At 46.8% G+C, this 26,186-nt stretch carries 27 protein-coding genes and 1 riboswitch; of the genes, 6 read left to right on the top strand and 21 right to left on the bottom strand.

Annotated features, from left to right (window positions below):
* Positions 1-148: 148 nt before the first annotated feature.
* The 20 genes from PTQ21_RS07590 to serS all read right to left on the bottom strand — a co-directional run bounded on the left by PTQ21_RS07590 (position 149) and on the right by serS (position 19,746).
* On the bottom strand, positions 149-1,192 hold the full coding sequence (locus PTQ21_RS07590) for an EAL domain-containing protein (RefSeq protein WP_274569349.1): 1,044 nt from the start codon (positions 1,190-1,192) through the stop codon (positions 149-151).
* Between the two features lie 213 nt (positions 1,193-1,405).
* Positions 1,406-3,664, bottom strand: a complete 2,259-nt coding sequence (locus PTQ21_RS07585; protein ID WP_063566222.1) for a bifunctional 2',3'-cyclic-nucleotide 2'-phosphodiesterase/3'-nucleotidase — start codon at positions 3,662-3,664, stop codon at positions 1,406-1,408.
* A gap of 478 nt (positions 3,665-4,142) precedes the next feature.
* Positions 4,143-4,559, bottom strand: coding sequence for a pyridoxamine 5'-phosphate oxidase family protein (locus PTQ21_RS07580; RefSeq protein ID WP_274569347.1), 417 nt, complete (start codon positions 4,557-4,559; stop codon positions 4,143-4,145).
* Positions 4,560-5,069: 510 nt separating this feature from the next.
* Positions 5,070-5,528, bottom strand: coding sequence for an NUDIX domain-containing protein (locus PTQ21_RS07575; RefSeq protein WP_090954060.1), 459 nt, complete (start codon positions 5,526-5,528; stop codon positions 5,070-5,072).
* 63 nt (positions 5,529-5,591) lie between these two features.
* A complete protein-coding gene (locus PTQ21_RS07570) occupies positions 5,592-6,359 on the bottom strand; it encodes a LamB/YcsF family protein (protein WP_072734935.1) in 768 nt (255 codons plus the stop codon).
* Positions 6,356-7,384, bottom strand: a complete 1,029-nt coding sequence (locus PTQ21_RS07565; protein ID WP_274569344.1) for a 5-oxoprolinase subunit C family protein — start codon at positions 7,382-7,384, stop codon at positions 6,356-6,358. Before PTQ21_RS07565 ends, PTQ21_RS07570 begins: the two co-directional genes overlap by 4 nt.
* On the bottom strand, positions 7,381-8,091 hold the full coding sequence (gene pxpB / locus PTQ21_RS07560) for a 5-oxoprolinase subunit PxpB (protein WP_274569342.1): 711 nt from the start codon (positions 8,089-8,091) through the stop codon (positions 7,381-7,383). The genes PTQ21_RS07565 and pxpB overlap by 4 nt, the downstream gene beginning before the upstream one ends.
* A gap of 39 nt (positions 8,092-8,130) precedes the next feature.
* The gene (locus PTQ21_RS07555) at positions 8,131-8,961 is read right to left on the bottom strand and encodes a DUF2785 domain-containing protein (protein ID WP_274569341.1); all 831 of its coding nucleotides are present in this window, start codon (positions 8,959-8,961) and stop codon (positions 8,131-8,133) included.
* 3 nt (positions 8,962-8,964) lie between these two features.
* Entirely contained in the window at positions 8,965-9,555 is a 591-nt protein-coding gene (locus PTQ21_RS07550) for a histidine phosphatase family protein (protein ID WP_064642660.1), read from the bottom strand.
* Positions 9,552-10,142, bottom strand: a complete 591-nt coding sequence (locus PTQ21_RS07545; RefSeq protein WP_338020322.1) for a DUF1572 family protein — start codon at positions 10,140-10,142, stop codon at positions 9,552-9,554. Before PTQ21_RS07545 ends, PTQ21_RS07550 begins: the two co-directional genes overlap by 4 nt.
* A 33-nt stretch (positions 10,143-10,175) precedes the next feature.
* Positions 10,176-10,505 (bottom strand): DUF952 domain-containing protein, encoded by a 330-nt coding sequence (locus tag PTQ21_RS07540; protein WP_274569337.1) that lies wholly within the window; start codon positions 10,503-10,505, stop codon positions 10,176-10,178.
* A gap of 51 nt (positions 10,506-10,556) precedes the next feature.
* On the bottom strand, positions 10,557-11,114 hold the full coding sequence (locus tag PTQ21_RS07535; RefSeq protein WP_274569336.1) for a GNAT family N-acetyltransferase: 558 nt from the start codon (positions 11,112-11,114) through the stop codon (positions 10,557-10,559).
* Between the two features lie 18 nt (positions 11,115-11,132).
* On the bottom strand, positions 11,133-11,534 hold the full coding sequence (locus PTQ21_RS07530; protein WP_274569334.1) for a ribosomal maturation YjgA family protein: 402 nt from the start codon (positions 11,532-11,534) through the stop codon (positions 11,133-11,135).
* Positions 11,535-11,537: 3 nt separating this feature from the next.
* Positions 11,538-12,089 carry a GrpB family protein gene (locus PTQ21_RS07525; RefSeq protein ID WP_274569333.1) on the bottom strand — a complete coding sequence of 184 codons (552 nt, stop codon included), beginning with the start codon at positions 12,087-12,089 and terminating at the stop codon, positions 11,538-11,540.
* 306 nt (positions 12,090-12,395) lie between these two features.
* A complete protein-coding gene (locus PTQ21_RS07520; RefSeq protein ID WP_269053790.1) occupies positions 12,396-13,493 on the bottom strand; it encodes an Ig-like domain-containing protein in 1,098 nt (365 codons plus the stop codon).
* 459 nt (positions 13,494-13,952) lie between these two features.
* Positions 13,953-15,059, bottom strand: a complete 1,107-nt coding sequence (locus PTQ21_RS07515) for an undecaprenyldiphospho-muramoylpentapeptide beta-N-acetylglucosaminyltransferase (protein ID WP_274569332.1) — start codon at positions 15,057-15,059, stop codon at positions 13,953-13,955.
* The gene (locus PTQ21_RS07510; protein ID WP_274569331.1) at positions 15,008-16,033 is read right to left on the bottom strand and encodes a polysaccharide biosynthesis protein; all 1,026 of its coding nucleotides are present in this window, start codon (positions 16,031-16,033) and stop codon (positions 15,008-15,010) included. Before PTQ21_RS07510 ends, PTQ21_RS07515 begins: the two co-directional genes overlap by 52 nt.
* 169 nt (positions 16,034-16,202) lie before the next feature.
* Positions 16,203-17,588: a sensor histidine kinase gene (locus tag PTQ21_RS07505; protein WP_274569330.1), complete on the bottom strand. Its 1,386-nt coding sequence runs from the start codon at positions 17,586-17,588 to the stop codon at positions 16,203-16,205.
* Positions 17,581-18,228 (bottom strand): response regulator transcription factor, encoded by a 648-nt coding sequence (locus PTQ21_RS07500; protein ID WP_274569329.1) that lies wholly within the window; start codon positions 18,226-18,228, stop codon positions 17,581-17,583. Before PTQ21_RS07500 ends, PTQ21_RS07505 begins: the two co-directional genes overlap by 8 nt.
* A gap of 234 nt (positions 18,229-18,462) precedes the next feature.
* Complete coding sequence (gene serS / locus PTQ21_RS07495; RefSeq protein WP_274569328.1) at positions 18,463-19,746, bottom strand: serine--tRNA ligase; 1,284 nt, start codon at positions 19,744-19,746, stop codon at positions 18,463-18,465.
* Between the two features lie 379 nt (positions 19,747-20,125).
* Between serS and PTQ21_RS07490 the strand changes: the two genes are divergently transcribed.
* Positions 20,126-21,361, top strand: coding sequence for an MFS transporter (locus tag PTQ21_RS07490; RefSeq protein ID WP_274569327.1), 1,236 nt, complete (start codon positions 20,126-20,128; stop codon positions 21,359-21,361).
* 183 nt (positions 21,362-21,544) lie between these two features.
* Here the strand turns inward: PTQ21_RS07490 and PTQ21_RS07485 are convergent, their stop codons facing one another.
* Positions 21,545-22,033: a DUF2798 domain-containing protein gene (locus tag PTQ21_RS07485; protein WP_063566240.1), complete on the bottom strand. Its 489-nt coding sequence runs from the start codon at positions 22,031-22,033 to the stop codon at positions 21,545-21,547.
* A 187-nt stretch (positions 22,034-22,220) separates the two neighbouring features.
* On the opposite strand from PTQ21_RS07485, the gene PTQ21_RS07480 reads away from it, so the two are divergent.
* The 5 genes from PTQ21_RS07480 to PTQ21_RS07460 all read left to right on the top strand — a co-directional run bounded on the left by PTQ21_RS07480 (position 22,221) and on the right by PTQ21_RS07460 (position 26,171).
* Entirely contained in the window at positions 22,221-22,607 is a 387-nt protein-coding gene (locus PTQ21_RS07480; protein WP_063566241.1) for a VOC family protein, read from the top strand.
* A gap of 16 nt (positions 22,608-22,623) precedes the next feature.
* Positions 22,624-23,379, top strand: a complete 756-nt coding sequence (locus PTQ21_RS07475) for an NAD-dependent epimerase/dehydratase family protein (RefSeq protein ID WP_063566242.1) — start codon at positions 22,624-22,626, stop codon at positions 23,377-23,379.
* A gap of 145 nt (positions 23,380-23,524) precedes the next feature.
* Positions 23,525-23,637: riboswitch (TPP riboswitch) on the top strand.
* 221 nt (positions 23,638-23,858) lie between these two features.
* Complete coding sequence (locus PTQ21_RS07470) at positions 23,859-24,899, top strand: ABC transporter substrate-binding protein (RefSeq protein ID WP_090954093.1); 1,041 nt, start codon at positions 23,859-23,861, stop codon at positions 24,897-24,899.
* A 223-nt stretch (positions 24,900-25,122) separates the two neighbouring features.
* Positions 25,123-25,413 carry a thiamine-binding protein gene (locus PTQ21_RS07465; protein ID WP_024632265.1) on the top strand — a complete coding sequence of 97 codons (291 nt, stop codon included), beginning with the start codon at positions 25,123-25,125 and terminating at the stop codon, positions 25,411-25,413.
* Positions 25,413-26,171 (top strand): ABC transporter permease, encoded by a 759-nt coding sequence (locus PTQ21_RS07460; protein ID WP_072734948.1) that lies wholly within the window; start codon positions 25,413-25,415, stop codon positions 26,169-26,171. Before PTQ21_RS07465 ends, PTQ21_RS07460 begins: the two co-directional genes overlap by 1 nt.
* Positions 26,172-26,186 lie beyond the last annotated feature (15 nt).

The raw sequence follows: 26,186 nt of genomic DNA, 5'->3' as shown, positions 1-26,186 counted from the left end.
TAAATAAGGTGTCACATAGACGCCCATCTAATCTAAAGGCCTATCCTATATATCGGTTGGATGAGCGTATTTATAAATTTACATAGCACGACAAACAAGCCACTCCGATCATGCGAAGTGACTTGTTGGTACATCCGTATTTTATTGTTTATGCAGATGTTTTTCCGTAGGGACCTTGTGGCGGATATGCGGTTGGTTTACCAAAATAATACCCTTGTGCCAAATCAATACCCACGGATCGACAGAAATCAAATTCCTCGATTCGTTCAATGCCTTCGGCAAGTACCCGCCCCTCAAATTGACGCGACATCTCAACAATATTGATAATTTGCTTCTGTTTGTTCAAATCATGATCACAATGATCAATGAGGCTCCGATCTATTTTGACAAAATCCGGCTTCAGCCGATTCATTACTTCAATCGTCGAGAATCCGGCCCCCACGTCATCCAAGGCAACCGACATTCCATGAGAACGATACACCTCAAAAATATGCTGCAAGATGGACATATGCTGAATCTGTTCCGTTTCCACCACTTCAAACACAAAATCCTTAGGGTCTAGCGAAAGGCGTTCAATCGTCTCAAATGTGTGCGTCAGGCAGTATTCGGGGTTATAGATGGAGGAAGGCAGGAAATTCACAAAACGTTTGACACCATGCGGTAAAAGAACGGCACTCGTCTCGATGGCAGCAACACGGGCTGTCCGATCCAGAAAAGAATGCAATCCGGTATCCCTTGCAACTTCAAATAATTCATATGCACTGAAGGGTCTACCCTGTTCAGCAGGACGAAGTAAAAATTCAAATCCGATAATCTGCTCCGATGCATCTACGATTGGCTGCATATGACTGCTGAATTGATGTTCCAGAATAACAGAAACCAGATCAGCATGTTTGAGGCGAGCTTCCTGCATGGATAGACTAATCCAGCTATCAGCATCGGCCTGGCCATACAGTGGAGTGACCTGAACCGTTAACATATCTGGCAGGGTCGCTTCAATCTTGAGAATATCCTCAATACAACGTTGTACAGATTCAAGATTCAAAAAATGCATCCAGATGAGTCCATCCGAATGTTCGATATGTCTTCCCTGCTTTTGCAGTGCTTCCAGCAAAGCGGGGGAGATGGGACGCATATACAGGGTACCTTGATCCTCTATAGGATGAATTGGACTGCAGCCACTGCAATTCATGTAGAACCCCCTTGCCAGTTTGTGATTCTATCTCATTAATGTTTACTGGTATATACCCAAAGTTTGTAAATATTATAGCATGGGTCTTGAAATTTATCTCTACTGTTTTGATGACTTCAACTATGACGGTTACTGATGAGTTAACGAATCAGCATAGCATGAAAAAGACCGACAGTCTGATGACTGTCGGTCTTCATTTACCGCTAATTAATCTTAAGAAGCGGGAATTACAATTTTCTGTCCAACTTTAAGATTGTGCACATTTGTAATTTTATTTACGGAAACCAGCTTGCGCCAGTCCACACCATATTTCAAGCCGATGCGGTAGAGGTTATCTCCTTTTTTCACCACATGAACCACTTTGCCGCCTGCTGGTTTCTCAGGTTGTGGCTTGGTTGTAGGTTTAGTTGGAGTTGGGTCTGGCTTCGTAGGCGTTGGAGCAGGTTCCACACCTGTTTCTGGAGTCGTTGTTGCTTCTCCTGTCAATTTCAAGCCATACTCAGCAAAACCGTCTTTGTTTGTCCCAATGAAGGACATCGCCGGGTTCGCTTCAACCAATGCTTTGGCATCTGGGGAAGACGCGAACACCACTTCAAGATCGTTAAGTGCAGCTGCTGTTACACCTGCAGAAGGCTTAATTGGCGCAAGCGACCAGTTGCCATCTGCTGCCGGGTTAATCGTTTTGTTCTCACGGATGTAATCAATGATCACTTGACGGTTCTCATCCGGTGCAGCCAAGACGATACGTTTACCGTCTGGGTTAGCCAGTTTGGACGAAGAAGCACGATAGTTATTCGTTGCCACGATGAATTTTTGTGCTGGATCAACCGGTTTACCATTGAAGCTCAGGTCTTTAATCCGGTTAGCTGATGCATTTACAATCGTTGCTTTGCCATCGTATTTCGCTGGTTGAGTTACATCAATTTGGTACGTAACACCATCGATAACGTCGAAGTTATACGTTGGGAAGTCCATATTGACCAATTGTTGCTGTCCACCTTTTGCCGGATCGATCTGGTTAAATTGACCAGCAGACCATTCCAACCATTCTTTCAGCTCAGCGCCATTCACCAATACGGCATGTACCGTATTTGGATACACGTACAAGTCAGCTACGTTTTTAATCGCAATGGTGCCTTTAGGGATATTCGTGTAATACGAAGCACCTGAACGTCCGCCTGCTTTGAACGGAGCGCCTGCAGACAATACAGGAATATCTTCGTATTCTGTTCCTTGCATATGTTTTTCAACATACCATTTCTGTGCATTGGTAACGATCTGAATGGATGGATCATCCTGAACCAGTGCAAAGAAGCTGTTGATTGGAGCTGTCGTTTCGCCGACTGGACCACGCACATACTCAAGCGTACCTTCATGTTCGTCATGAACAGCATCAACGATCTCTTGATCAGCATCTACCAGAGCCTTTTTGTTGGCTGTGTCATAGATTGGGCGTGCCTCCACTTTGGAGTCTGCCACTTTCCATTTGCCGTCTACCAGTTCCAGATCCAGATCGATAATTCCAAGGTGGTCACCCCAGAAGCCTGGCTCTACAGCAGGAACGCCATTGATTGTACCTTTTTCAAGGTCTACACCTTTTTTACCGGCAAAATCAGCGCTCGGGAATACTTTGTGGGCATGTCCGAACAGAATGGCATTAATGCCTTCAACCTGGCTCAGATACAATACTGAGTTTTCCATCAGATCCGTTTGCGGAATATCTTCAAAACCGGAGTGAGGAATAGCTACAATAATGTCGGCACCTTCAGCCTTCATTTTAGGAATGAATTTTTTCGCAGTAGCGATAATGTCTTTGGCAATGACTTTGCCTTCCAGATTAGCGCTGTCCCACTGCATGACTTGTGGTGGTACAAATCCGATGACACCCACCTTGATGGTGTGCTCTTTGCCACTCTCATCGGTAACTTTTTTGTCTAAAATTTTATACGGGGTAAAATAGTTCTTGTCATTCGTCTCATCGTCGTCACCGTCATCTACATATACGTTGGCATTGATGTAAGGGAAGTTCGCACCTTCCAGCGTCATGTCAAGGAAATCCAAACCATAGTTAAACTCATGGTTACCGATGTTTCCTGCATCATAATCGAGCAGGTTCATCGCTTTATATACAGGGTGAGTCTCACCCTTTTTGAGTGGATCAATCTTCGCTACATAATCCCCGAGCGGGTTACCCTGGATCAGGTCACCGTTGTCGAACAGCAAGCTGTTCTTCGCTTCGTCACGGGCTTTTTTGATCAGCGTAGCTGTCTTCGCCAGACCATACTGGTCTGTCTCTTTGTCGGAATAGTAGTCATAGTTAATCAGGTTGTCGTGAATGTCCGTTGTTTCCATGATCCGCAATTTAACCTTGGTAGCGTCCGCAGCCGATACAGGTACCGGAAATACCGCAAGCACGTTTAATGCAACCAAAGCGGCAGTCAGGCTTGATAATACTTTTTTACTCTTTCTCAAAATAACCCCTCCCGGTTATGTACATTGAATCATGTATTAGTGAGCAAACGAATAAGCGCAGAAATGCGAAAGATCTCATGGGTTGTGCGTACTGATTTTCTGATCGTATGGTTCAGAATTCCAGGTTAGTTTATCTCACATGAACATCTATTCATATCTGTGCGTACCGTTTACATTCCAAATCATAACGCAATGTTCAGCCATTGAAAAGCATTATTTTTTACGTTATCCGCACATACTTACCCCAGTTTACAATAACATGCGTGATTTCGACATCTTTTGCATGTTTTTGGATGAAAATAGTTTACTCACGCTGTTAAAAACGTATATTACATGTGGCTTACATCTATATCCATATTAGCTGAATCGACCCATATCAAAAAACCGTGAAGCCTTCTGGCGTTCACGGTTTGCTATGTCTTTTCCAAATAGTCGGCACGGCCTTCCACTTAGAAAAGGTGATTTTCAATATCTAAAATTATTGCTCCCACACCTGATGCTCATGATCTTTGCCGATGTATTCAATCCGTTTTGGGGTAATGTCCAGAATGACATAATTGGGATCGTTCGGGCCGTCAAACCAAGCTTTTAGTTCATCATTCCATACCTGTTCGCGTAAACCTTCATTTTTCGTCACTTCGCATGTCCCTTCAATCTCAACCACTTCCTTGGAGCCGCCCGCTTCATATCCTAGCAAAAGGCTGACGTTCGGATTATTCTCCAGCTCCTCTACCTTGTGCGTACGGCGGTTTGTCGCCAGATGAATGTTCATTCCATCGTTGAAAAGCGCCATATAGCGTGATTTCGGTTTACCATTCTCAACCGTGGAGAAACTGCAAAAAGGGTTGTTTTCCAATGCTTTTACAATGTTTTTTTTCAATTCAGTCTGGTTCATGGGACATGCTCCTTTCGATTTGGGGGAATATTTGAAGAACGTTGTAGGCGGCCGTTACGGGTACGGATCGTTCTTTCGATCGCTGTTGTCTCGCAGACGATTTACACTGACACTACGAAGACAGAACAACCTTCCAATCGCTGTTATCCCCAGATTTTTTTGACTCCCTTTTCTCAAGGGAAAATCCGGTGATAAAGGCGAACGCTTTGCTTTTTCAGGTTTCTTCTGTCCTCTCCGTTATCGTGTAAATGTTTAATTCAACGGATATATAAGTGAAAATCTAGGATGCAAGCGAACGCTTCGCTTCTTCAGAATCGATTCCGTCCCCTTCACTACTTCCATTGTTCTTCAACATTAGGGTAGATAAGCTAAAATCTCAAAGATAAGCATACTTGATTGCCTATCTCTGATCTCTTCGCTTATATCACATTGTTGTATATAAGCCTGTACTTATAGTGTACCCACCTCATCTATGGTGAATCCATGAACCCGTTCGTAAACGTGACAGTTTTAATTCAAATCTCCAAGATAAATGCGTGATGAATTCTTATTCTGGAGCAACTCACCAATTGTTTTCGGATATAGGCGAACCTTGGACAGCTCTTCAAGCGGAATCCATTCTACGGCTACCTGATGGTCGTCTGGGCTGGAGCCTTCAAAGATTGTAGCTTTCGCATCAATCAATCTGCATTCAAAATAAAATTCAACCTGGTGGACATCGGCATCCCACTCGGCAAATTCATGGTTTTTTCCGATATACTCCCGGATATGCAGCAATTCTCCCACGTCCACCGCCTGTCCAATCTCCTCCAGACATTCACGAGCAACGGCATCCTTGAGTTCTTCGCCTTTCTCCTGTCCTCCGCCGGGGAAAACATAAGCGTCACCATATTGATCCTCCAACCGGATCACCAGCAAACGTCCATCCTGTACAATGACAGCCTTTGCCGAATTACGTATCGGTTTCATGCTCTAATCTCACTCCTTACAAACTCGTATAGTTCGACCTCTGGCCCTCGGTTACCTTAGCAATCATCTAGTAACTCCAGGTGCAGAAAGGTTAATTCCATCAGATTCAAGCAACGTACGTATCTCTTGAGCAAATGCAAGGGCATGAGCTCCGTCGCCGTGGATGCAAATTGTCTCTGCCTTTATGGATACAGGTGTACCTTCCGTCGACACAACGATTCCCTCTTTCACCATGCGCAGCACTTGAACAAGAGCTTGTTCGGTCTGCTGAATGACAGCCCCGGGCTGACTGCGTGGGGTTAGAGTCCCATCCGGTCCGTAGGTTCGATCCGCAAAAACTTCACTGACACTGCGCAGTCCAATGCGATCCGCTGCCTGTATTAGCGCACTTCCGGCCAGGCCATAGAGGTACAGTTCCGGTTGCACCTTATAAAGCGCCTCGGCGATTCCCTCAGCGAGTTGATTATCTTCAGCAGCCATGTTATACAAGGCTCCATGAGGCTTCACATGATGCATACGCCCCCCGTATGAACGGACAAAAGCATCCAGCGCACCAATCTGATACACAACCATGTCATAGGCTTCCCGTGGTGTAATATCCATACGTCTTCTGCCAAAACCCTGCAAATCCGGCAGACCGGGATGGGCGCCGATGGCAACCTGATGCTCTAATGCTTGCTGTACGGTTTGCCGCATCGTTGCCGGGTCACCCGCATGAAATCCACAAGCGATGTTGGCTGAAGTGATTAGCGGCAGAATCGACTCATCCGACGCCATCCGGTACACCCCGTAACTTTCGCCAAGGTCACAGTTGATATCCACCGTGTTCATTGATGGTCCCCCATTTCTGCCAATCTCCTGCGAATCAGCTGATCGGCTAGTCGCCACTCCAACTCCTGTTCCAGGAATAGCTGCTGTGCTTCTTCATATGTAATCCGTTCAAAAGTAACCCGATCCCCTGGCTTTGCCTGTGCCAGTATCGGCAAATCTACTCGTGCCACCTGTGCGATCACAGGATAGCCCCCGATAGTATGATGATCGGCCATCAATATGATGGGCTGACCATCTGCTGGCACCTGAACTGTACCGTAGGTGACGGCTTCGGACAGCCGATCCATCGGTTGAACGAGTTCTAGCTTTGCACCCTCCAATCGATAACCCATCCGATCCGATTGAGGAGAGATCACATATCGTTCTTTATGGAATCGTTCCAGACTATCTTCATTAAACTCTGCACTGTCTTTGCCCGGCATGACACGAATAACAGGTTCAGCATGGTAGGCGGGCCATTCCCTGCTGGACAAATACCAGGCAGGTGCATGCATCCGCCAGTTATTCTTTTCAGCTTCTACAATCAATCCATGCAACGCCGCTTGCGCTTCACGAGAAGCTTCCCCCACAGACAACCTGTCTCCCACCTTCAAGGCACGGCCTTTAAACCCACCAAAACCTGTCTTGAGATCCGTGCTTCTACTGCCCATGATCTCAGGTACCACGATTCCACCAGCAATCGCCATATAAGACCGCAAACCGGAACGGCATCGTCCAAATCTCAGCACACTTCCAGCAAGCAACACGACCGGACGCCATAGTGGAACAGACAGATCATCCACAGTTGCTGTCAGATCCGCACCACATAAAGAGATCAGCCGATTTTCATGGAAACGAAGCTCCGGTCCCGTAATCGTCATCTCCAGCACAGCAGCATCACGGGAATTCCCAACCAGTGCATTGGCTGCTCTGGCCGCAAAGGTATCCATAACCCCGCCCGGATGAATTCCATACCGGCGAAATCCCATTCTTCCTTCGTCCTGAACGGTGGATAACAAACCTGGGCGAATGACTTCAATACTCATCGCTCGCCCTCCTTTTGTTCCAGATACTCCTGAAGAGATATCGATGCAAAACGAACCCGATCCCCTGCTGCCAGCAGGCTTGGTAGATTTTCCATCGGACGAAATAGCGCCAGCGGTGTGCGGCCGATACATTGCCATCCGCCGGGAGTCGTCACCGGATAAACTCCCGTTTGTTTGCCACCAATGCCCACCGTTCCCGCCTCAACTCGAAGCCGAGGTGTAGGTCGTCTGGGCGTAGCGATCTTCTCCGATAACCCGCCCAGATAAGGAAAACCCGGTGCGAATCCGATCATGTGAACCAGGTAATCTCCGGATGTATGAATAGCTATGACCTCATCTGGCGTAAGCCCATGTTCAGTAGCGACATATTCCAGATCAGGACCCAATTCACCACCATAACATACGGGAATAATGATCGTTCTGGGTTCAGCCAGCGTTGCCACTTGCATCTTGTTCAACTCATGAAGCAGCCTTCCGCATACCTCGTGGTACGGGGAAATCAACGGATCATAGAATAGCGTTACCGATGCAAACGAAGGTAACCACTCCAAGATGCCCGGTAGTTGGCTCTTTTCCAGCAAAGTACATACCGACATCACCCTCCGGTGCACCGCTTCGGATATCGCGTCCCCACAACGGATCATAACCCCTGTTTCGCCCAAAGTAGACAGCACATCCTCAGTCCATGAATACGACAGTTCAGTCATGCTATCACCCTCCTTGTCCACAAGTTTATATTCCCATGATCATTTTTTCTCCAAAGCCTGCAAAATAAGTGAACGAACAGCGGGAAAGGGCTCTGCTTCTTCTGTCCGTATGGCAAGATAGAGCGTCTGCAGAAAAACGCGCACATTCAAGCTCATCTGGCTGATCTCCAGAAGCGATTTCCCCTCCTTCTTATCGTTTGGATTCAGTGAATCGATCCAAGACGAAATATCGTTTTGCTCCAGCAGATTGCGACCAAGGATGGTGACCACTGCATGAGCAATCCGTTGATCCTCATCATGGATATAGACTACACTTGATTCGGTAATTTTCACAGTGAGCGCATGCAAAAGCTCCCGCAAGGCGGCCCGCTCCATATAAGGAGACTGTGCAAGATCTTCAACCGCATCTGCCGCGTGTGCCGGTGCGTGCGCCCAGCCCTTATCATCGGTATAGCCACGAACATCTTTTTCACGCTCCAGATACGTGGTCAATCGATGATGAATAACCTCTATATCTTCCTTTTTCAGAAAAGGCCGCTGACGATCTACACTCAGAATGGGAGGCAGGAGCAGCACAGAGAAGGTTCGGGTAAACACACTGTCCGTGCCTTGTTCTCCAATACCATGAAAAAGATGCTGATCATCCAGCGCCATCTGTAACAGCTGACTAAGCTGTTCTTCCGAAAATACACCCTGTCCAATCCAGGTGGCAAACGTATCATAGATCAGTTCATCCCGCAGAACCGGGTCTGGACTGCCTATATGCTGCATCATATGAAGAGCCAATTCGTAAGGATGTTCCACTTCATGGGCAGATAAGTTAGCCGACTGAATCTGCCGCAATTTCTGTTTTAATGCCAGAGCATCCATCGATCACAACTCCTTGGAGGAATTCAGATGCACGCTGCAATTGTATAGCTCGCATTGCCAAGAATTCGTTTCCCAAGAAATCCGGGTAATCGACGTGTTGGACAGCTTTGCGCTCACATCAAGTTCAGGCACCAGACCTCGCAGTGTATTACGGAGAATAGCGCCATGGCTGACAACGATTACTCTTCCATTGGGATGCTGTCGTACAATATCTTCTATCGCGGCACTGCCCCGAATCGTACCTGCATCCGCAAGTTCCCGGCCTAAATCCAGAGTGTTCCAATCCGCTCCCCATTGGGCAACTCGTTCAGCTTCGGTCGTCCCCTCCACCTGCCCACCGCCCATTTCACGCAACCTCGGGTCCAAATGAATCTCCTGTATTCCTAAACGGTCGCCAATGATGCGAGCCGTCTCACTTGCACGCTCCAGGTCACTCGCATAGATGGCATCCCACGTTTCCTCACTCAGTCTCGCAGCAAGCAATAGCGCCTGTTCTCTTCCTTCCTGATCCAGTGGATTATCCGTTTGTCCCTGTGAACGTTTTTCCTTATTCCATGCCGTGCTTCCATGGCGAATCAATGCGATCTGTGTCATTGCTGTTCCTCACCTTTACCTTTTTCTATGCGCAATTCATCATCTGTAAAATGTTTTCGTGCCTTCGGCTTGGCAAATTTGCCACCATTATATTGACTAGAACCGTTTCTCGGAATGGAAAGACTGTTCCATGCGGTTTCTTTGAGCATTTTGGCTGCATAAATAATCTGTCCCACATGATAGGGGTAATGCGCCAATTGCCGGATAATTGCTTCCATGACGGTATGTCCTTCATTGCGAATATATATAATATGAGACAGTTGCTCCGGTGTAAACGAACGAATGGCTCCAAGTAGACAGTTCCAGCCTTCCTCCCATTTGGCGAGCAGCTCTTCCCGAGTCGAAATATCATTCACAAATTCCGCATCACGTTCACGCCATGGCTTTTCTCCATCGGTTGTCAGTACATCCGTCCAACGGGACAGCATATTGCCCCATAGATGCTTCACAATAACTGCAATACTGTTGGCATCTTCATTCCAGAATTGAAATAGTTGCTCAGATTCCAGTTGCTCCATGGCCTTTTCACCAAGCTGTTTGTAATACAAAAATTGCTTCTCGGCTGTATCCAGAAATACCTGATTCATATCCACACGTTCACACCCCTTCGCAAAATGTCTTTATTCAGGAAAAGAAAACGTCCCGTCCTCATTCGGTTCAAAGGAACTGACTTTCCGTACAGCATCCAAATTAAGTTCACCATAAATATGTGGAAATAGTTCATTCAACTCATACAGGTCCTCATACACCAGTTCCGGCTTCAAAGCCCTCTCATCAATACCAATCAATAACAAATCCGTACGTCCTTGATAAAATTGAGCCGCTACCCATGGAATCTGTTCTTTAGTGGAACAATGAATGAAACCGTCCGTCTCCAGGCTATCCGGTGCATACACGCTCTGCTTGGATACCTGCTCCCATACCGCTTGGGAAATAATACTGTAGATCATTGTTCCGCCTCCTTCAATTTCTTCTATGTATCCTGTACGTCATTGGAAGTATTATAGATCATCCCGGATACGGGAGTACAATTTTTGATCTGTAAACACACCTTTGATCTTCAACTGTTTACGCAGCAAACCTTCATACGACATGCCCAGCTTCTCCATCACTCGTGCAGAGCCAATGTTGCCTGCATTGCATGTCCCCTCCAGCCGATTGCAGTCCAATTCCTGAAAACAATATTCAACAATCGGCTGCATCGCTTCTGCTGCGAGGCCTTTGCCCCAACAACTGCTGGCAATCGCGTACCCCAGTTCAGCACTTTGCATGGATTCATTCAGATGAAAAATGCCACCTCGCCCGATCAGCTTCCCCGTTTCCTTCAGAATAAAGGCCCATAAATAGACCGTTTTCTTCTCATAATTATCTAACACTCTTTGAATATATTGAACGGAGTCATCCAACGTCTCATGACAGTTCCACAAACTTTGCTGACTCACTTTCGGATCGGAGGCAAACCTAAAATAATCATCGAGGTCGTTGAGCGTAAGACGTCTCAGTACCAACCGATCTGTCTCAAATTCGGGTGATTCCGTAAAAAGCTTCTCTACATTCACTTAAGTCCCTCCCCATTATCAAGCCTTCTTATTTCTCAGGAAATAACGATCCATCCCATACACACACAGAATGCCAACAGCATACCTCAGCAGATCCATCACCAGAAATCCACGTCCCAAAATAAGCGCACCCAGCACCGTGGAACGCACTTCGTTCAACCAAGATATCTGAATCATTTGCGAACATTCAACGGCCCAGCTAAAAATCAGGCTCACGATCATCGCTAACTCTCTGCTGCGATTAATCCAAACCATGCGTACCCCAAAATAAATCATCGCTGCCCACAAGGCATCACCGAAATGCTCACGTACAAAATCCGGTAAAAGTTCACCATAGTGTCTGGATGCCAACCCTGCCGCCATGGTTATGATCACAGCGATGAAATAAATCAGCCTCTCTTTGAAAAATGCCTTCATCATCGATCAAATGCCTTCATCAAGCACTTGTAAAATAAATTCCGTTTTGGCAGCGGTATACGCTTCTCTGTCATCCTTATTCTCATCAGCAAGTTTAGCTTTCAAAGCTGCGTAAGCCTCTACCAGATCCGGGCGCTGTCTCAGCACATCCCGGAACTGGATTTGACGATCCCAACGTTCCTGGCCTGGGCGCATCAGATGAAGATGTACAGCCCTCTTGCCATCCTTCACTCTGACCCAGAAACGTCTATATTCCCGACCATCCAGTTCAGGTGGAACGTAGTTCCAGCCTACCGGATTCAGCTGATCGGCAATCATGTCCATGTCCTCCCATGACTGCACCTCTCCCATCAAATCAATAATGGGCTTGGCGGGCAATCCTGGAATCGACGTGCTTCCGATATGTTCAAATCGATGAATATTGAGTTGCTGTAATAGTTCTCGGAGCTGGCGAATCTCTTCCTGAGCCTGTAGGCTCCACATAGGATTGGCCTCAACAATCTCTACCGATTCTGTCGCCCATGCAGGCCAATTTTCCGGTTGCAGATGATCTGTCATTCAGATGCTCCCTCCTTTGCAGGACTGAATTTCAATCGGTATTGTTCCAGGTACTTCGAATGGGCTCGTTTCTTCGCGTCCTCAACTGTGGCAATCATCCCAAGTGTCAGTATCGAAAGTAGGGTCAGAAGAAGATACTTCATGTAAGCCAATCCACTGAGATTGGTATCTGAGCTTATAATTGAAGAATTCAGTTTTCATCACATCCAATTTTTTATACTTAAAAGGGGCGTATGTCTACGCCCCATCTGTTTCTGTTCACGATGATGAATTTATTTCATTTGATATACTTCATTCGTTGAAACTTTATTTTACCGTCACCGGTATAGTAACTTTTTTATTGCCCCACTTGGCAGTGATGGATGTTTTGCCTTTACCCACGGCCACAATCTTGCCGCCCGTTACTGTGGCTACACTTGGTTTGGTGCTGCTCCATACGGCACTGCTCGTTACAATCGTGGTTTTGCCTGTATCATACTGCGCCATCACACTCAGTGTTGTACTTGCCTGTGGCGATAAAATGAGTGTTTTCTGGCCTGTGATCAGTTTTTTGAGCAAAGGAACAACGGTAACCTCTGCCTTTATTGTCTGATTTTGATAAGTTCCTGTCAAGGTGGCTTGTCCTTCCGTCAGTGTTTTGACTGTACCATTCTTGACGATGGCTACATTATTGTTGGAAGAGGTCCACGTTACCTGTTTCGAAAGATTAATTGTTTTCCCATTGGCATATGTACCGATTACCTTCAACGCTTTCGATTTCTTAATATTCAGCTGCATGACAGCAGGAGTTACTTCGACTTTGGTAATCTCGTCCGTGATCGCTACGGGAACTTTAACCGTCTCTGAGCCATATTTGCCTTGTAACAGAACTCTGCCAGGCGTGATTCCTTTGATTTTACCACTCTCCAGCACAGCGGAAGCACTCGATACCGTCCATACAATCTCAGATGTGACGTCTTCTTCCTTACCGTTTGCACGCACAATGCTTACTTTGGGCAGCGTACTTTCACTACCTTTGACAAAATTATAGGAACTTGGCGAAGCTTTGATGCTTTTAATTTTATCCTGAACCTTAACAAGCAATTGCGCTTTGGCGCCATCTACCTGTGCGTATATCGTCGCTTCTCCCGCTGCCACAGCCTTCACTTTGCCTTTAATAATGGTGGCAACAGCTTCGTTACTCGTGGACCATGTGACGCCTCCAGTAACATCCTGCTTATTATCAAACCCTTCAATAACCGCCATTACCTGAAGCGTAGTTGTCTGGGATACACTCATCTGTTGCGGACTACTGTTGGTAATCTCGATAGATGTCACGTCACCCGTGGCTGCTAGGGCAAACGAAGGAGCCAGTAATACCAATACTAAAATAAAGGCCAAGCTGCCTCGTATTGCTAATTTCATTCCATTCATTGCAATCTTCATCTCCTGTAATCCAATATTTTACTTCTATTATATTATATCGGAAACTCATTACATAAAAGTGAATATCCCAAATAAGTAGAGGCATTCTGCAAGTCATTAGGAAGTGACTGAAGAATGCCTCTTTATTCAGAAGAAGAACGGGATTGTAACAGGTTACAATCCTATATAAATTAAACTATTCATTTACACAGAAACGGAGAGGACAGAAAAAACCTGGAAAAGCGAAGCGCTCGCCTTTATCACCGGATTTTCCCCTTGAGAAAAGGAAATTTCAAAAATCTGGGGATAACAGCGATTGGAAGGTTATTCTGTCATCGGATTGTTCAGTGTAAAATCTTTAGTTCTACTTATATAGTTCAATACAATAAACGTTTTGAGATAATCAGGATAGATACGATGAGCAAAAAGAACATGACCAGCAGCAGTTCGGGAAATCTTTTACTCATGTTCAGCTCTTTCTACCGAAGAAACCGTTGTATGAATAAGCTGCAGAACCTTGTCAACGGCGTTGTCCGTTCCACTCGCCTTCATATGGCCCACCATATGATCTCTCTCCTTATATACAAGGTCAATATCTCGCAGGAATGTCTGAGAAGTCAGCTCTTCTTCCTGGAGAACTCTTGCATAACCTCGCTCCTGAAAATACTTCGCGTTCAGCGTCTGTCCAACAAGAGATCCGCCGTTGGCATGGGGAATCAGGAGCATTGGCTTGCGGAGCAACAGCCACTCATGTATCGCATTGGAGCCAGCACGTGACACAACTATATCCGCCATAACCATTAGATCCGCAAGTTCTTCATGCACGTATTCAAATGCCTTGTAGCCTGCAAAATGTGGGAAGGATGAGTTCAATTTACCTGTACCACATATATGAATGATTTGATACCGCTTGAGCAGCTCTGGCAGTGTTTCAAGTACCATTTGATTAAGCTTTTCCGAACCCTGACTGCCACCCATAATTAACAGAATAGGTCTGTCGGAGACAAATCGGCAAAAATGAATCCCCCGTGCTCGGCTGCCAAGCTTCAACTCCTCCCGAATTATAGGTCCCACGTACATCGTCTTGTCTGACGCCTTAGAGGAAGCGAATGTCGCTGTATCCATAAACGTAGTACACATCATTTGAGCGTATCGCCGTGACAGCCTGTTGGCCAGTCCCGGATGAAGATCCGGCTCCAGAATCAGCACCGGAACCCGATTCCACCCGGCACCCACTACAGCAGGAACAGCCACGAATCCCCCTAACGAAAAGCATACATGTGGTTTAATTCGTAAAATGAGCAGATAAGCCTGCAGCACTCCAAGTATAATATTGAACACATCGGAAATATTCGCCCACGCCCAATATCTTCTCAGCTTGCCTGTTGCAACCGCATGATAATGAACAGCCGGGATTTTGCCGATTAATTGGCGCTCGATGCCATGCTTGGAACCGATATAATGAATTTCCCATTGCTCCTGAAGCAATCTGGAGATCAGAATAAGGTTAGCTGTTACATGACCGGCGGAGCCGCCTCCTGTAAATATGATCCTCCGCTTGAACACAGAAATCCCCCTCTCCACAGCATGTCGCGAACCTCTGCCTTGGTCATGATGACATCTTCCGAATGGTATCCTCTGCCAGGAAGAACAGATGTTTCACAACCCTCTTTATCCGTTAATTTGGTTGAAGATGAAGCGGTGACAACAAAGTAGGACTTCTCCTCTTCCACTTCCTTAACGTTTTCCCAATCTGAAATCAGCGTTTCATAAAGCCGTTCTCCCGGACGGGCACCGATGAAATGTATCGGAACATGCTTTTGCCCAGCATCCTCTGCCAAAACCTGTGCGATATCCGTTATTTTGCAGGATGGCATTCGGGGTACAATAATCTCGCCGCCCTCGCATTGCTCCATGGCCGACAGGAGAATTTCCACGGCGTCTCCAAGGGGAAGAAAAAAACGTGTCATTCTGGAATCGGTAACGCTGAGTGGCTGTTCCAACTCAAGCTGGCGTTTGAATAAAGGTACTACGCTGCCCGTGGATCCAAGAACATTCCCGCTTCGTACACAAGTAAAGCTTGTAGCGGAACGACTGTCAGCTAATAAGATCAATTTTTCCCCGATGGCTTTGGTCATCCCGTACATGCTGGAAGGATTCGCTGCTTTGTCCGTAGAGACGTATACCACCTTCCGCACGCCATTCTCGATTGCAGCATCAATGACGTTCTGCGTTCCGGTTATATTGGTTTTGACCGCACAATCCGGTTGGTCCTCACAGACCGGAACATGTTTAAGCGCCGCAAGATGAAAGACATAATCTACATCCTTACAGGCACCTGCCAGCTCCCATCGGTCTCTGATATCCCCCAGTACAAACCTCACTCTCGGGTCAGAGATGGTTTGTCTCATCTGAGCCTGAAGCGATTCATTTCGTGAGAAAATACGAACCTCTTTCGGCTCCTGAACGAGCAATTGTTTGACCAACTCTTCTCCCCATGAGCCTGTGCCTCCCGTTATTAAAAAGGTTTTATTGAACATCGGATATCCCTCCATGAATTAAGTTCTGATTTGGTGATAGGCCTATCCTAAGGCAATTGTGTTACATCAGTATGACAGGGGAACAATTGGCTTTCCCCAACATGAAAAAGGCTCTAATTCAGGTTGCTTCTCACACAAAAAAACCACCATTTGCATGGCGGCTCCTTCATTAACGTTGTATTAAAGGTAAAGAAAAATAAAACATAACTTCTCCATCGGCTACGCTAAGGCCATAGTCGGCATGGTGATTCTCCAGAATCGTCCGGGCAATAGACAAGCCCAGACCCGTCCCGCTAAACTTTTTGCTGCGCGAACTATCCATTACATAGAAAGGCTCCCAAACCTGATCCCACTGTTCATGCTCTTCCTTATCCGTTTCATTGGCGATACCGAAATGTGCCGCTTCCCCTTTCAGTTCAAGGGTAATGGTTATTCGGTCACCGCTTGTATATTTCACCGCGTTGGTCATCCAATTGTGCAGAACAGACTCCAGCTTCCGTCGATCAGCCAGCACCCATGTCTCGGCAGTCCATCGATCCTCCACCTCCACATGCAAGCCATGCTGCTGAAATACGGTTTCATAGGTATGAAGGGTCTCCTTGAGCAGTTGGCGAAGATCAACAGGTTCAAAATCATATACTTCGGCCTGCAGACGGGATAGCTCCAACAGACGGTCAATTAAACCAGCCAGCTCTTCGCTCTGTTGCTGAATTACTCCAGCATAGGTTCCGTCATCTAAGCCATCCTGAATACCAGAGGCATAAACTCGAATCAGGGAAAGCGGTGTTTTCAATTCATGCGAGATATCCGAGATGAACGTTCGCAGATTGGCATTTTTTATCTCCAAAGAATGTTGCGCCTGCTGTAATTTGTCGCTCATCACATTGATGCTACGCCCTAAAGACTCAATCTCATCACCTGTCTTTATATCAACCCTCGTAAACGATAAATTGGAAATGGCTTCAGCCGTTTCGCTTAGCTTTGCGAGCGGTTTAACGATCCGGGCGGTATACAGCACGGAAAGCAGGATAAGCAACAGCAGCATACCGAGCCATATGTACGCATTGAACTGATTAATGATTCGAATCGTCTCCGATGAATGGGAGATGGATTCGCCGACAGCAAACACGGAATCCCCCACCTTCACAAAGTTCACGAGAAAGCTTGATTTCAGCTTGGTCTGATCATAGAATTTATTAACCCTGGCACCCTCACGCAGCGCAGAGATACTCTCTTCTGTCAGCCAAAATTTACTAAGGGCAATTCCCTTGCGGTTATATTGAAATAACAATTGATCGTTAATATCATTCACACTATCCTTCAACGATGCATAAGCGATAGCGACCTCGTATTGCGTTTCAAGACTCTCAATCCGTGATAGCTGATCGCCATGTTCTGAAGCAGAGATTTCAGTCGTTAACTCGGCCAACTTCTGCTTTTTCTGATACAAAAAATAGCTAGGCAGGAAAAACGTATTGACGATAAAGGATAGGAAGAAGACAACACACAATGCACTGATTATGCGCACGAGCAGTTTACGGGTCAGTTTACTCATCTTGATCCTCTAGGCAATAGCCCATTCCCCGGTACGTTTTGATTGAATCTTCTCCAATTTTCTCACGCAGTCTGCGGATATGAGTGTCTACCGTACGCTCCTCGCCGAAGTAATCGAAACCCCACACCTGATCCAGCAATATTTTACGGGTTACGATCTGCCCCTTATTCATTCCCAGAACCTTCATTAATTCGAATTCCTTATGGGTAGCCCCTACATCCACTCCACGACGGTAAACCTTCTGGCCTTCCAGATCGACAGTCAGTTCTCCCACAATGATTTTGGAGGAAAGTTGCAGCAGCTTCTTTACACGCAATAGCAGGATACGCGAATCAAACGGCTTGCGCAGATAATCATCCGCCCCGGCCTTCAAGGCAAGAAATTCATCATCCGATTCCCCTTTGGCTGTCAGCAGCAGTACCTTCGCACGACTCGTACGCTTGATTTCCCGGCACACCTCAACACCGCTGCGTCCTGGCATCATCCAATCCAAAACCGCCAAATCGATTTGATTATTATAAAAGAGATTCAGGGCTGCTTCCCCATCCTCGGCTAAAAACACCAGAAAGCCCTCTTTAACGAAATAGGCTTTTAATATTTGCAGCATCAACGGCTCATCATCCGCGAGTAGCAGGTTCATATCTGCGCCTCCTTTCCAAACTGCATTCTACTATACAATCTGTACGTTACAGCTGTGTGACATACCCATCTGGTTTGGCCATTTCCCGCATTCCTGTACTGCGGTAACCGTACCATAAAAGCGCTGAACACTCTCCACTGGTCCCAACATCACAGGTAAAACAAAAAGGAACCCTCACAAGGGTTCCCTTTTTACTTCTCCACACAGCTTGTAATCCTTTTAAACCTCTTCATCCTAGTGCGCCAAAACCAAATATTCAGCACCGCCCATATAGGGCTGAAGTGCGGCTGGAATACGAATGCTCCCATCCGCCTGCTGATGATTCTCCAGCAATGGAATCAGTATGCGTGGCGAAGCCACAGCCGTATTGTTCAACGTATGGCAGTAGGCAAGCTTACCTTGGGCATCGCGACAACGAATATTCGAACGCCGAGCCTGGAAATCATGCAGATTCGACGACGAATGTGTCTCCCCGTAAGCATTGCGGCTTGGCATCCAGGTCTCAATATCGTACTGTTTGTACGTTTTCTGCGACATATCCCCTGTACACACAGCCACAACACGATAAGGCAGTTCCAGCAATTGCAGTAACTCCTCGGCGTGTCCTGTAATTTCCTGCAGCATTCGCTCCGATTCTTCCGCATCCGGTGCACAGATAATGACTTGTTCCACTTTGGCAAATTGATGCACCCGGTACAATCCGCGTACATCCCGCCCGCCTGAGCCAACCTCACTGCGGAAACATGTCGATGTGGCTGCCAGCTTGATTGGCTCCTGCACATCCACAATCTCATCCGCATAATACGAAACCAGCGGCACTTCCGATGTTCCCACCAGCCACTTGTTCTCGCCTACTAATTCATAGACCTGATCCCGTCCTGTGGGGAAGAACCCCGTGTTCAAGAGTGTATTCTCCCTCACCATCAATGGAACTTCCATTGGCGTAAATCCATGTTTCAACAGCAGATCAAGCGCAAGTTGCTGTACAGCCCGGTGCAGGAGAAGCCCTGCTCCTTTGAGCACATAGCTTCGTGTTCCGCCGATTTTCACCCCACGGGGGATGTCGATTAGATCATGCCGTTCACCGAGTTCCACGTGATCCTTGGCCTCATAATCGAATACCGGCAGCTCACCCACACGTCTCAGCTCCACATTATCCTCATCCGATGCACCCACTGGCGTGTCTGGCGATACAACATTGGGTACCAACCATTGCAGCCTTGTCACTTCCTCTTGCATAACGGCAAGCTTGGCTTCAACTTGCTCTAACTGACCATTCAGCTGTTTCACCTGTTCCCTTAAACCCTCGGCCTGTTCACGCTCACCAGCTTGCATCAGTCTGCCGATATCTGCAGATAACGAATTACGAACTCTACGCCCTTCTTCCGTCTCCAGTAAAAGTGCTCTGCGCTCTTCGTCCCGTTCCAACAATTCACGAATACTGATATCCATTCTCTTGCCAACTGCCGCAGCTTGCACCTCTTCTGCATGCTCCCGAATCCACTTCATTTCCAACATGGTCACCGTCTCCTTTGGCTGTAAAAATACAAAGAGCGCCCTCATCCCTTGGGACGAGGAGCGCTCTGCTCGCGGTGCCACCCAACTTGCCAAACCAGAATATTCTGGTTCAGCCTCTTGGTCCGCGATAACGGGCGGTTCCGGTTAACTTGGGGAATAACGCTCCCCTGGCGAAAACGCCTCCGAGTTGGATGCTCTTCAACGGCATGGTCCGATCTGTAATTGTTGTTTTTCAGTATATACGAACTTTAGCCTCCATTGCAAGTTATCCGTGCACACCCTTACATGTCCTGTTATGATAGAGATTGTTTGTTTTTAGGAAATACTCCTGAATGGCAGACTTACTACATAACATAATATCTAGAAGGAGTTTTTCTTCATGAAAAAATTGCTTTGGATTGGATGCTTGTCCTATTTCCTCATCGGACTTGCCCACGTCGTTCTCGGCTCCATCCTGCCCGTTGCCCTTGAACATTATGGCAAGGATTATAGTCAGGGAGGCACACTGATATTTGCCCAATTTGCCGGGTTCCTGGGTGGTGTACTGTTATCTCCGTGGTTGAATAAACGCTTTGGTAAACGAGGTGGCATATTAATTGCTACAGCTCTGCTCTGCATTGCAGAGTTATCCTATATGCTGCTGCCTCCTTGGGGCTGGATGTTCGTCATTGCACCTGCAGCTGGGTTCGGATTCGGCATGATCGAGGCTGTCATCGGTACAATCATCATTGCTGCAATTAAAGATAATACGGCGGTTGCCATGAGCCGACTCGAAGTTTTATTTGGTATCGGCGCTATGGTCATGCCGCTCATTGCCAGCGGTCTGATTTCTGCCGGGTACTGGCGCATGTCGTTCCTCGTGGTTGCCGTCTGTGCAGCGATGACTTTTATCTTCTGGGCCAAAAGTTCATTCGGTGAGCTGAACAACGAACTGAGTCGACGTAACTCAGACCAGACCCCTGGACACACTCACGCTGCTGAATTGCCAAATGGAATGAATCCTGCAGACATTAAACCAACTCGTTCAACCTATCGCGGCCGTAATTTGGCTCTTCTGTCTTTATTTGTTCTATTTTTCTTTCTCTATGTCGGCACCGAAATGAGCCTTGCCAACTTCATGCCAGCCATTCTGATTGAGAAAATGAACATGAAGGAAGCAGGTGCTGCGCTTAGTGTTACCTGCTTCTGGATCGCCATGTCTGTTGGACGACTGTTTGCCGGATATATTGCGGAGAAATTCCAATATCGCGTCTACGTTCTGTACAGTTGCCTTGCAGCAGTTGTACTGCTGATGATCTTTCCTTTTACCAACCAGATCTGGTCGGCATTTCTGATCATCCTGTTGCTCGGGCTCGCACTATCGGGCGTGTTCTCCATTGCCCTCGTCTTCGCCAGCAAAATGCTGCCTGGAACAGAAGAATCAACGCCCAGCATCCTGATTGCATCAGGTGGTGTTGGTGGTGCCATTCTGCCTTTGGTTACAGGCTGGAGTTTGGACCATCTGGAAGTTAACCAGTCGGCGTGGATGCTTGCCATTTTTGCAGTTGGTCTGCTGATTATCAGCGTGATCGCGTATCAATGGCAGCGCAGGCATACCGTGAGTTCAGCATCGTAATATCTACCGAACAGAAGATAAATTAAATTCCATTAATCATAGCTGGTAAAAAGATAGGCTTCGTAGCGTGAATGCTACGAGGCCTTTTTTGATTTGAAAATGAACAATTACTTCTTTATCTTAGTGCAGTGGACGATTGCCCAGGAAATACTTTCAGATGCTCTAAATCGGAACTAACGTTATTTAGGTTGTGGGGACTACACTCCCTTTATCCTTAATGAATTTACCGAATACATATCGAACGAGTGGTCCCAGAATAATAATTTGGTAAGGAAGCGCCAGGCTAAAATTACGAGCAATCGTATGAAGATACGTACTTAGTACGGATGCTCCATTTAACTGATTCGCAAGATAAGCGGAAATCATTCCGTACAAGGACATGATCAGAACCATTCCAATGACCATGAAAAATGACATAGCCAGCACGCCCAGGATTTTGTTGGACTTGTCAAAAGGTAAGGAAAATGCAATTTTTCGCGCTACAGGTCCGACAATAAAAGACTCCACCAGAAATGCAATGACAAAGCACAATATGAACTGAAGCAGTATTTCAAGCGCGGACATCTTGCTCAATAACCCATTGTGCCATAAATTGAAGGCCATCATGACGATGACCATTCCTGTGCACATCATCATTCCAAAAATAATCTGTTCTTTCTTCGTTGTTGGCAATTCTCTCATCCTCTCTGTTTACCTTCGTAATTATAGAGATGACGAACCCCTCCTCATAAGTGAACATTCTGTGAACAATTATAATTTTTCCAAATTAAAATCTTATTTGACAACCTCGTGGTACAGCCCTATGATATCCCTTAAAATGGTAGAAAAGATTCACTGCATATAAAGGAGGATTTGGATTATGAGTTTTCAAAAGCGCATTGACCACGTCGGCATTGCCGTTCGTGATCTAGAGACCACGCTGCGTTTCTATACGGAGATTGTTGGTCTTGAATTGAAAGACCGGGTAACCCACACCAACGGTGTCATTCAGCTCGCCTTTCTCGGCTTCAACGGAAGCGATGAGACCGAGATTGAGTTGATCCAGGGATACAGCGACAAGCTGCCTTCCGAAGGTACGGTGCATCATTTTGCTATCCATGTCGATGACCTTGAGGCTGAGTACAACCGCATTAAGGCAACTGAGGCCGAGTTTATTGATGGAGAGATGATTACACTGCCTAACGGTTACCGTTATTTCTTCATTTATGGACCCGAGAAGGAATGGATTGAGTTCTTCCAGCGCTAAGAATTGGAGCTGATTTATGAACATTTTAATTACCGGCGCAGCCGGAAAAATTGGACGTGACTTGTCCCAACACTTGTCAGAAGCATTTCACCTGCGACTAACGGATTTGAATATCGACAGACTGCATACGTATCAAGGGACAAGCCATGAGATCATGACACTTGATGTGACAGATCCCGAAGCCTGTCAGCACGCTTGCGAAGGCATGGATGTGGTTGTACATCTGGCGGGAGATCCTTCCCCGCATGCTGGATTCTATGAATCGTTGTTGGACATCAATATCAAGGGCACGTTTAATGTATTCCGTGCAGCTAAAGACCAGGGTGTGCGGAGAGTCATTCTGGCAAGCAGTGCACAGACGATTGAGGGGTATCCCATTGATGCTCAAGTCTATCCGGATATGCCGACACGCCCACGGAATTTGTACGGGGTTAGCAAATGTTTTGGTGAATCGCTCGCTTCCTATTTTGCGTATACCGAAGGTTTACAAAGTGTAGCAATACGTATAGGTGCATATGATGATTTCCAACCGGATGGACCCGCGCTGGAGGCAAGGGATATGAGCGCGTATCTTAGTCCGGCTGACTTGTGTGATTTGATGTTCAAAGCAATTACAACTACAGATCTGGAGCCCTTCACCATACTGCATGGGATCTCGAATAATCGGTTTAAACGATTGAATCTGGAAACCACTCAGAAACAGGTAGGCTATGACCCGAAATCCGATGCTTTTGCACTCAGTCAGATTTCCTTATATGATTCGCCACGATAATTGTTGAAAATCACACATCTAGAGAGGTCGTTATACGCATGTATAATGGCCTCTTTGATTCATTCATACGTGCCCCTATCCAGTTCCTGACTGGACATGCGTAGGCCTCTGGCCTATAATTACACCTAGTAATGCCCGTAACTTCATAGTTTCCCAGGGGAGTCGGAATAGGCCGGCTGAGAGTGTATCCCACCAAGATACTGACCCTTAGACCTGATCTGGATCATGCCAGCGTAGGAATCGGAGTATATCGAATTGGCCCAGCCTCTTTGCTGAGTGCCACATCTCTAACGCCTGCACGCGTCCCGGATTAACGGGGCGCTTTTTTAATGTTCTTTTATATAGCCAGAGAGCTAAAAAAAGTGACGTCATCCGGATCATAGCTGGTATAAATCTGTCGATTTATGCAAGAAGCTTGGATATGAAGCCAAGGAGTACCCCGCGCCACTGGCCGGACAACATGAAGGAGAGAAATGAAGATGAGATGGCGTAAAATGATGGGCCTAATGCTCTTGTGCGTACTACTTGTGGCTGTGGCCGCATGTGGCGGCAAAGAAGCTGCACCTTCAGGAGAAAATGGCAGCAGCAACACCGAAAACAGCAATGAAGGTGACAACGCAGCCCTCAAGGATATTAAAGTGGTGCTGGACTGGACACCAAATACGAATCATACCGGCCTGTATGCGGCCGTAGATCAAGGTTTTTACAAAGCCGAAGGCTTAAATGTCGAGATTGTACAGCCAGGTGCCGGAGGCGCGGATACGATGGTAGCTTCGAACGAAGTGCCTTTTGGCGTAAGTTATCAGGAGAGTGTAACCCAGGCCCGCACACAGGGCGTACCGCTCGTGTCCATCGCTGCAGTCATTCAGCATAACACGTCCGGATTTGCCGCTCCGGTGGACCGGAACATCAAATCCCCCAAAGATTTTGAAGGTAAAACCTATGGTGGCTGGGGCTCTCCGGTGGAAGAAGCTGTGATGCAGTCCATTATGGAAGGCGAAGGCGCCGATGTATCCAAAGTAAAAAATATTAGCATGGGCGATGCAGACTTCTTCACCGCTGTGAAACGCGATATCGACTTTGCCTGGATCTTCTACGCGTGGACGGGCATTGAAGCCGAACTGCGCGGGGAACCGATCGACATGTTATATGTGAAAGATTATTCCGATTCACTGGACTACTACACACCTGTACTCGTTACCAATGAAAAGACGATTCAGAACGATCCCGAGCTGGTTAAAGCGTTCTTGAAAGCGACTTCCGAAGGATATCAATACGCGATTGAACATCCCGAAGACGCTGCCAACATTCTGATCAAGGCCGTACCGGATCTGGATAAGGATCTTGTACTCGCAAGCCAGAAGTGGCTGAGTCCAAAATATCAGGATGACGCACCGCGCTGGGGTGAGCAAAAGCAGGAAGTATGGCAGAACTATACGGATTGGATGTTTAGCAAAAAACTGCTCGATGAGCAGGTAGATGTATCCAAAGCATATACAAACGAGTTCTTACCCCAATAAAATTATCCATATAAAACGAACTTAGTATTTACACGATGACGAAGAGGACAGAAATAACGTGAAAAAGCGAAGCGTTCGCCTTTATCACCGGATTTTCCCTTTGGAGAAGGGAATCAAAAAAATCTGGGGATAACAGCGATTGGAAGGTTATTCTGTCATCGAAGTGGCAAGTGTAACAGTCATTAGTTCATTTTATATATTTCGAAAGGAAAAGTGATCTCTCATGGCAAGCACACTACTTAGCATTCAAGTCATTCCCAAAACGCCAAATGGCGAAAATTCCTATCCTTACGTTGATCGTGCCATTGAAGTTATTCAGCAGTCCGGCTTGAAATATCAGGTTAATCCACTCGATACCACGATGGAGGGAGAACTAGAGGAACTGCTGGAGGTTGTCCGCAAAATGCACGAAGTTCTCGTGGAAGCTGGCAGCCCAAGCATCATCTCACAGATCAAAATCGCCCATAGCCCAAGTGGCTTCAGCATGGACACCCTGACGGAGAAATATCGCTAATGCATGCCTATTGGAAAAGCGTATGGCCGCCCTTTGTGGCGGTTATTCTCTTTATAGCGATATGGCAGGGAGCCGTCTCCCTGTTCCATATTGAGAAATGGATGCTGCCTGCGCCTTCGGACATCGCCCATGAAGCAGCCTCCCAGGCCGAGCGACTTGGCATGCATGCATCGGCAACAATCCAGCTGACATTAATAGGATTTGCAGCAGGTACGCTCGTGGGATTACTGATTGCGATGGTGCTGCATCTGATTCCATTTTTGAAATCTGCACTCTATCCATTACTTATTCTTAGTCAAAATATACCGACCATTGCGCTTGCTCCGCTCTTGCTGATCTGGTTCGGATTTGGGCTGCTGCCCAAACTAATTACCATCATCCTGGTCTGCTTCTTCCCGGTAGCTGTAGCTGCCATGGACGGGTTGACCCGCACCGATGCGGCGATGATGAACTATATGCGCATGGCTGGTGCAAAACGCGGCCAAATTTTCTGGAAGCTCGAACTTCCACATGCATTGCCCTCGGTGTTCTCGGGGATTAAGATTGCCGCTACGTACAGCGTCATGGGTGCGATTATCGCCGAATGGATCGGTGCAGATAAGGGCATCGGCTATTATATGATGCTGCAAAAATCAGCCTATCGGACGGATCGTCTTTTCGTGGCAATCATGATTATTGTGGCATTGAGTCTGCTGCTCTTCCTGCTCATTGCGCTACTGGAGAAGCTGCTCGTACGCTGGCGACCACAAAAGCGATAACTTTGAAATATGCAC

It is taken from the genome of Paenibacillus marchantiae (genome assembly GCF_028771845.1).
GTDB classification, from domain to species: Bacteria; Bacillota; Bacilli; order Paenibacillales; family Paenibacillaceae; genus Paenibacillus; species Paenibacillus marchantiae.
This window is presented reverse-complemented; position numbering and strand designations above follow the sequence as displayed.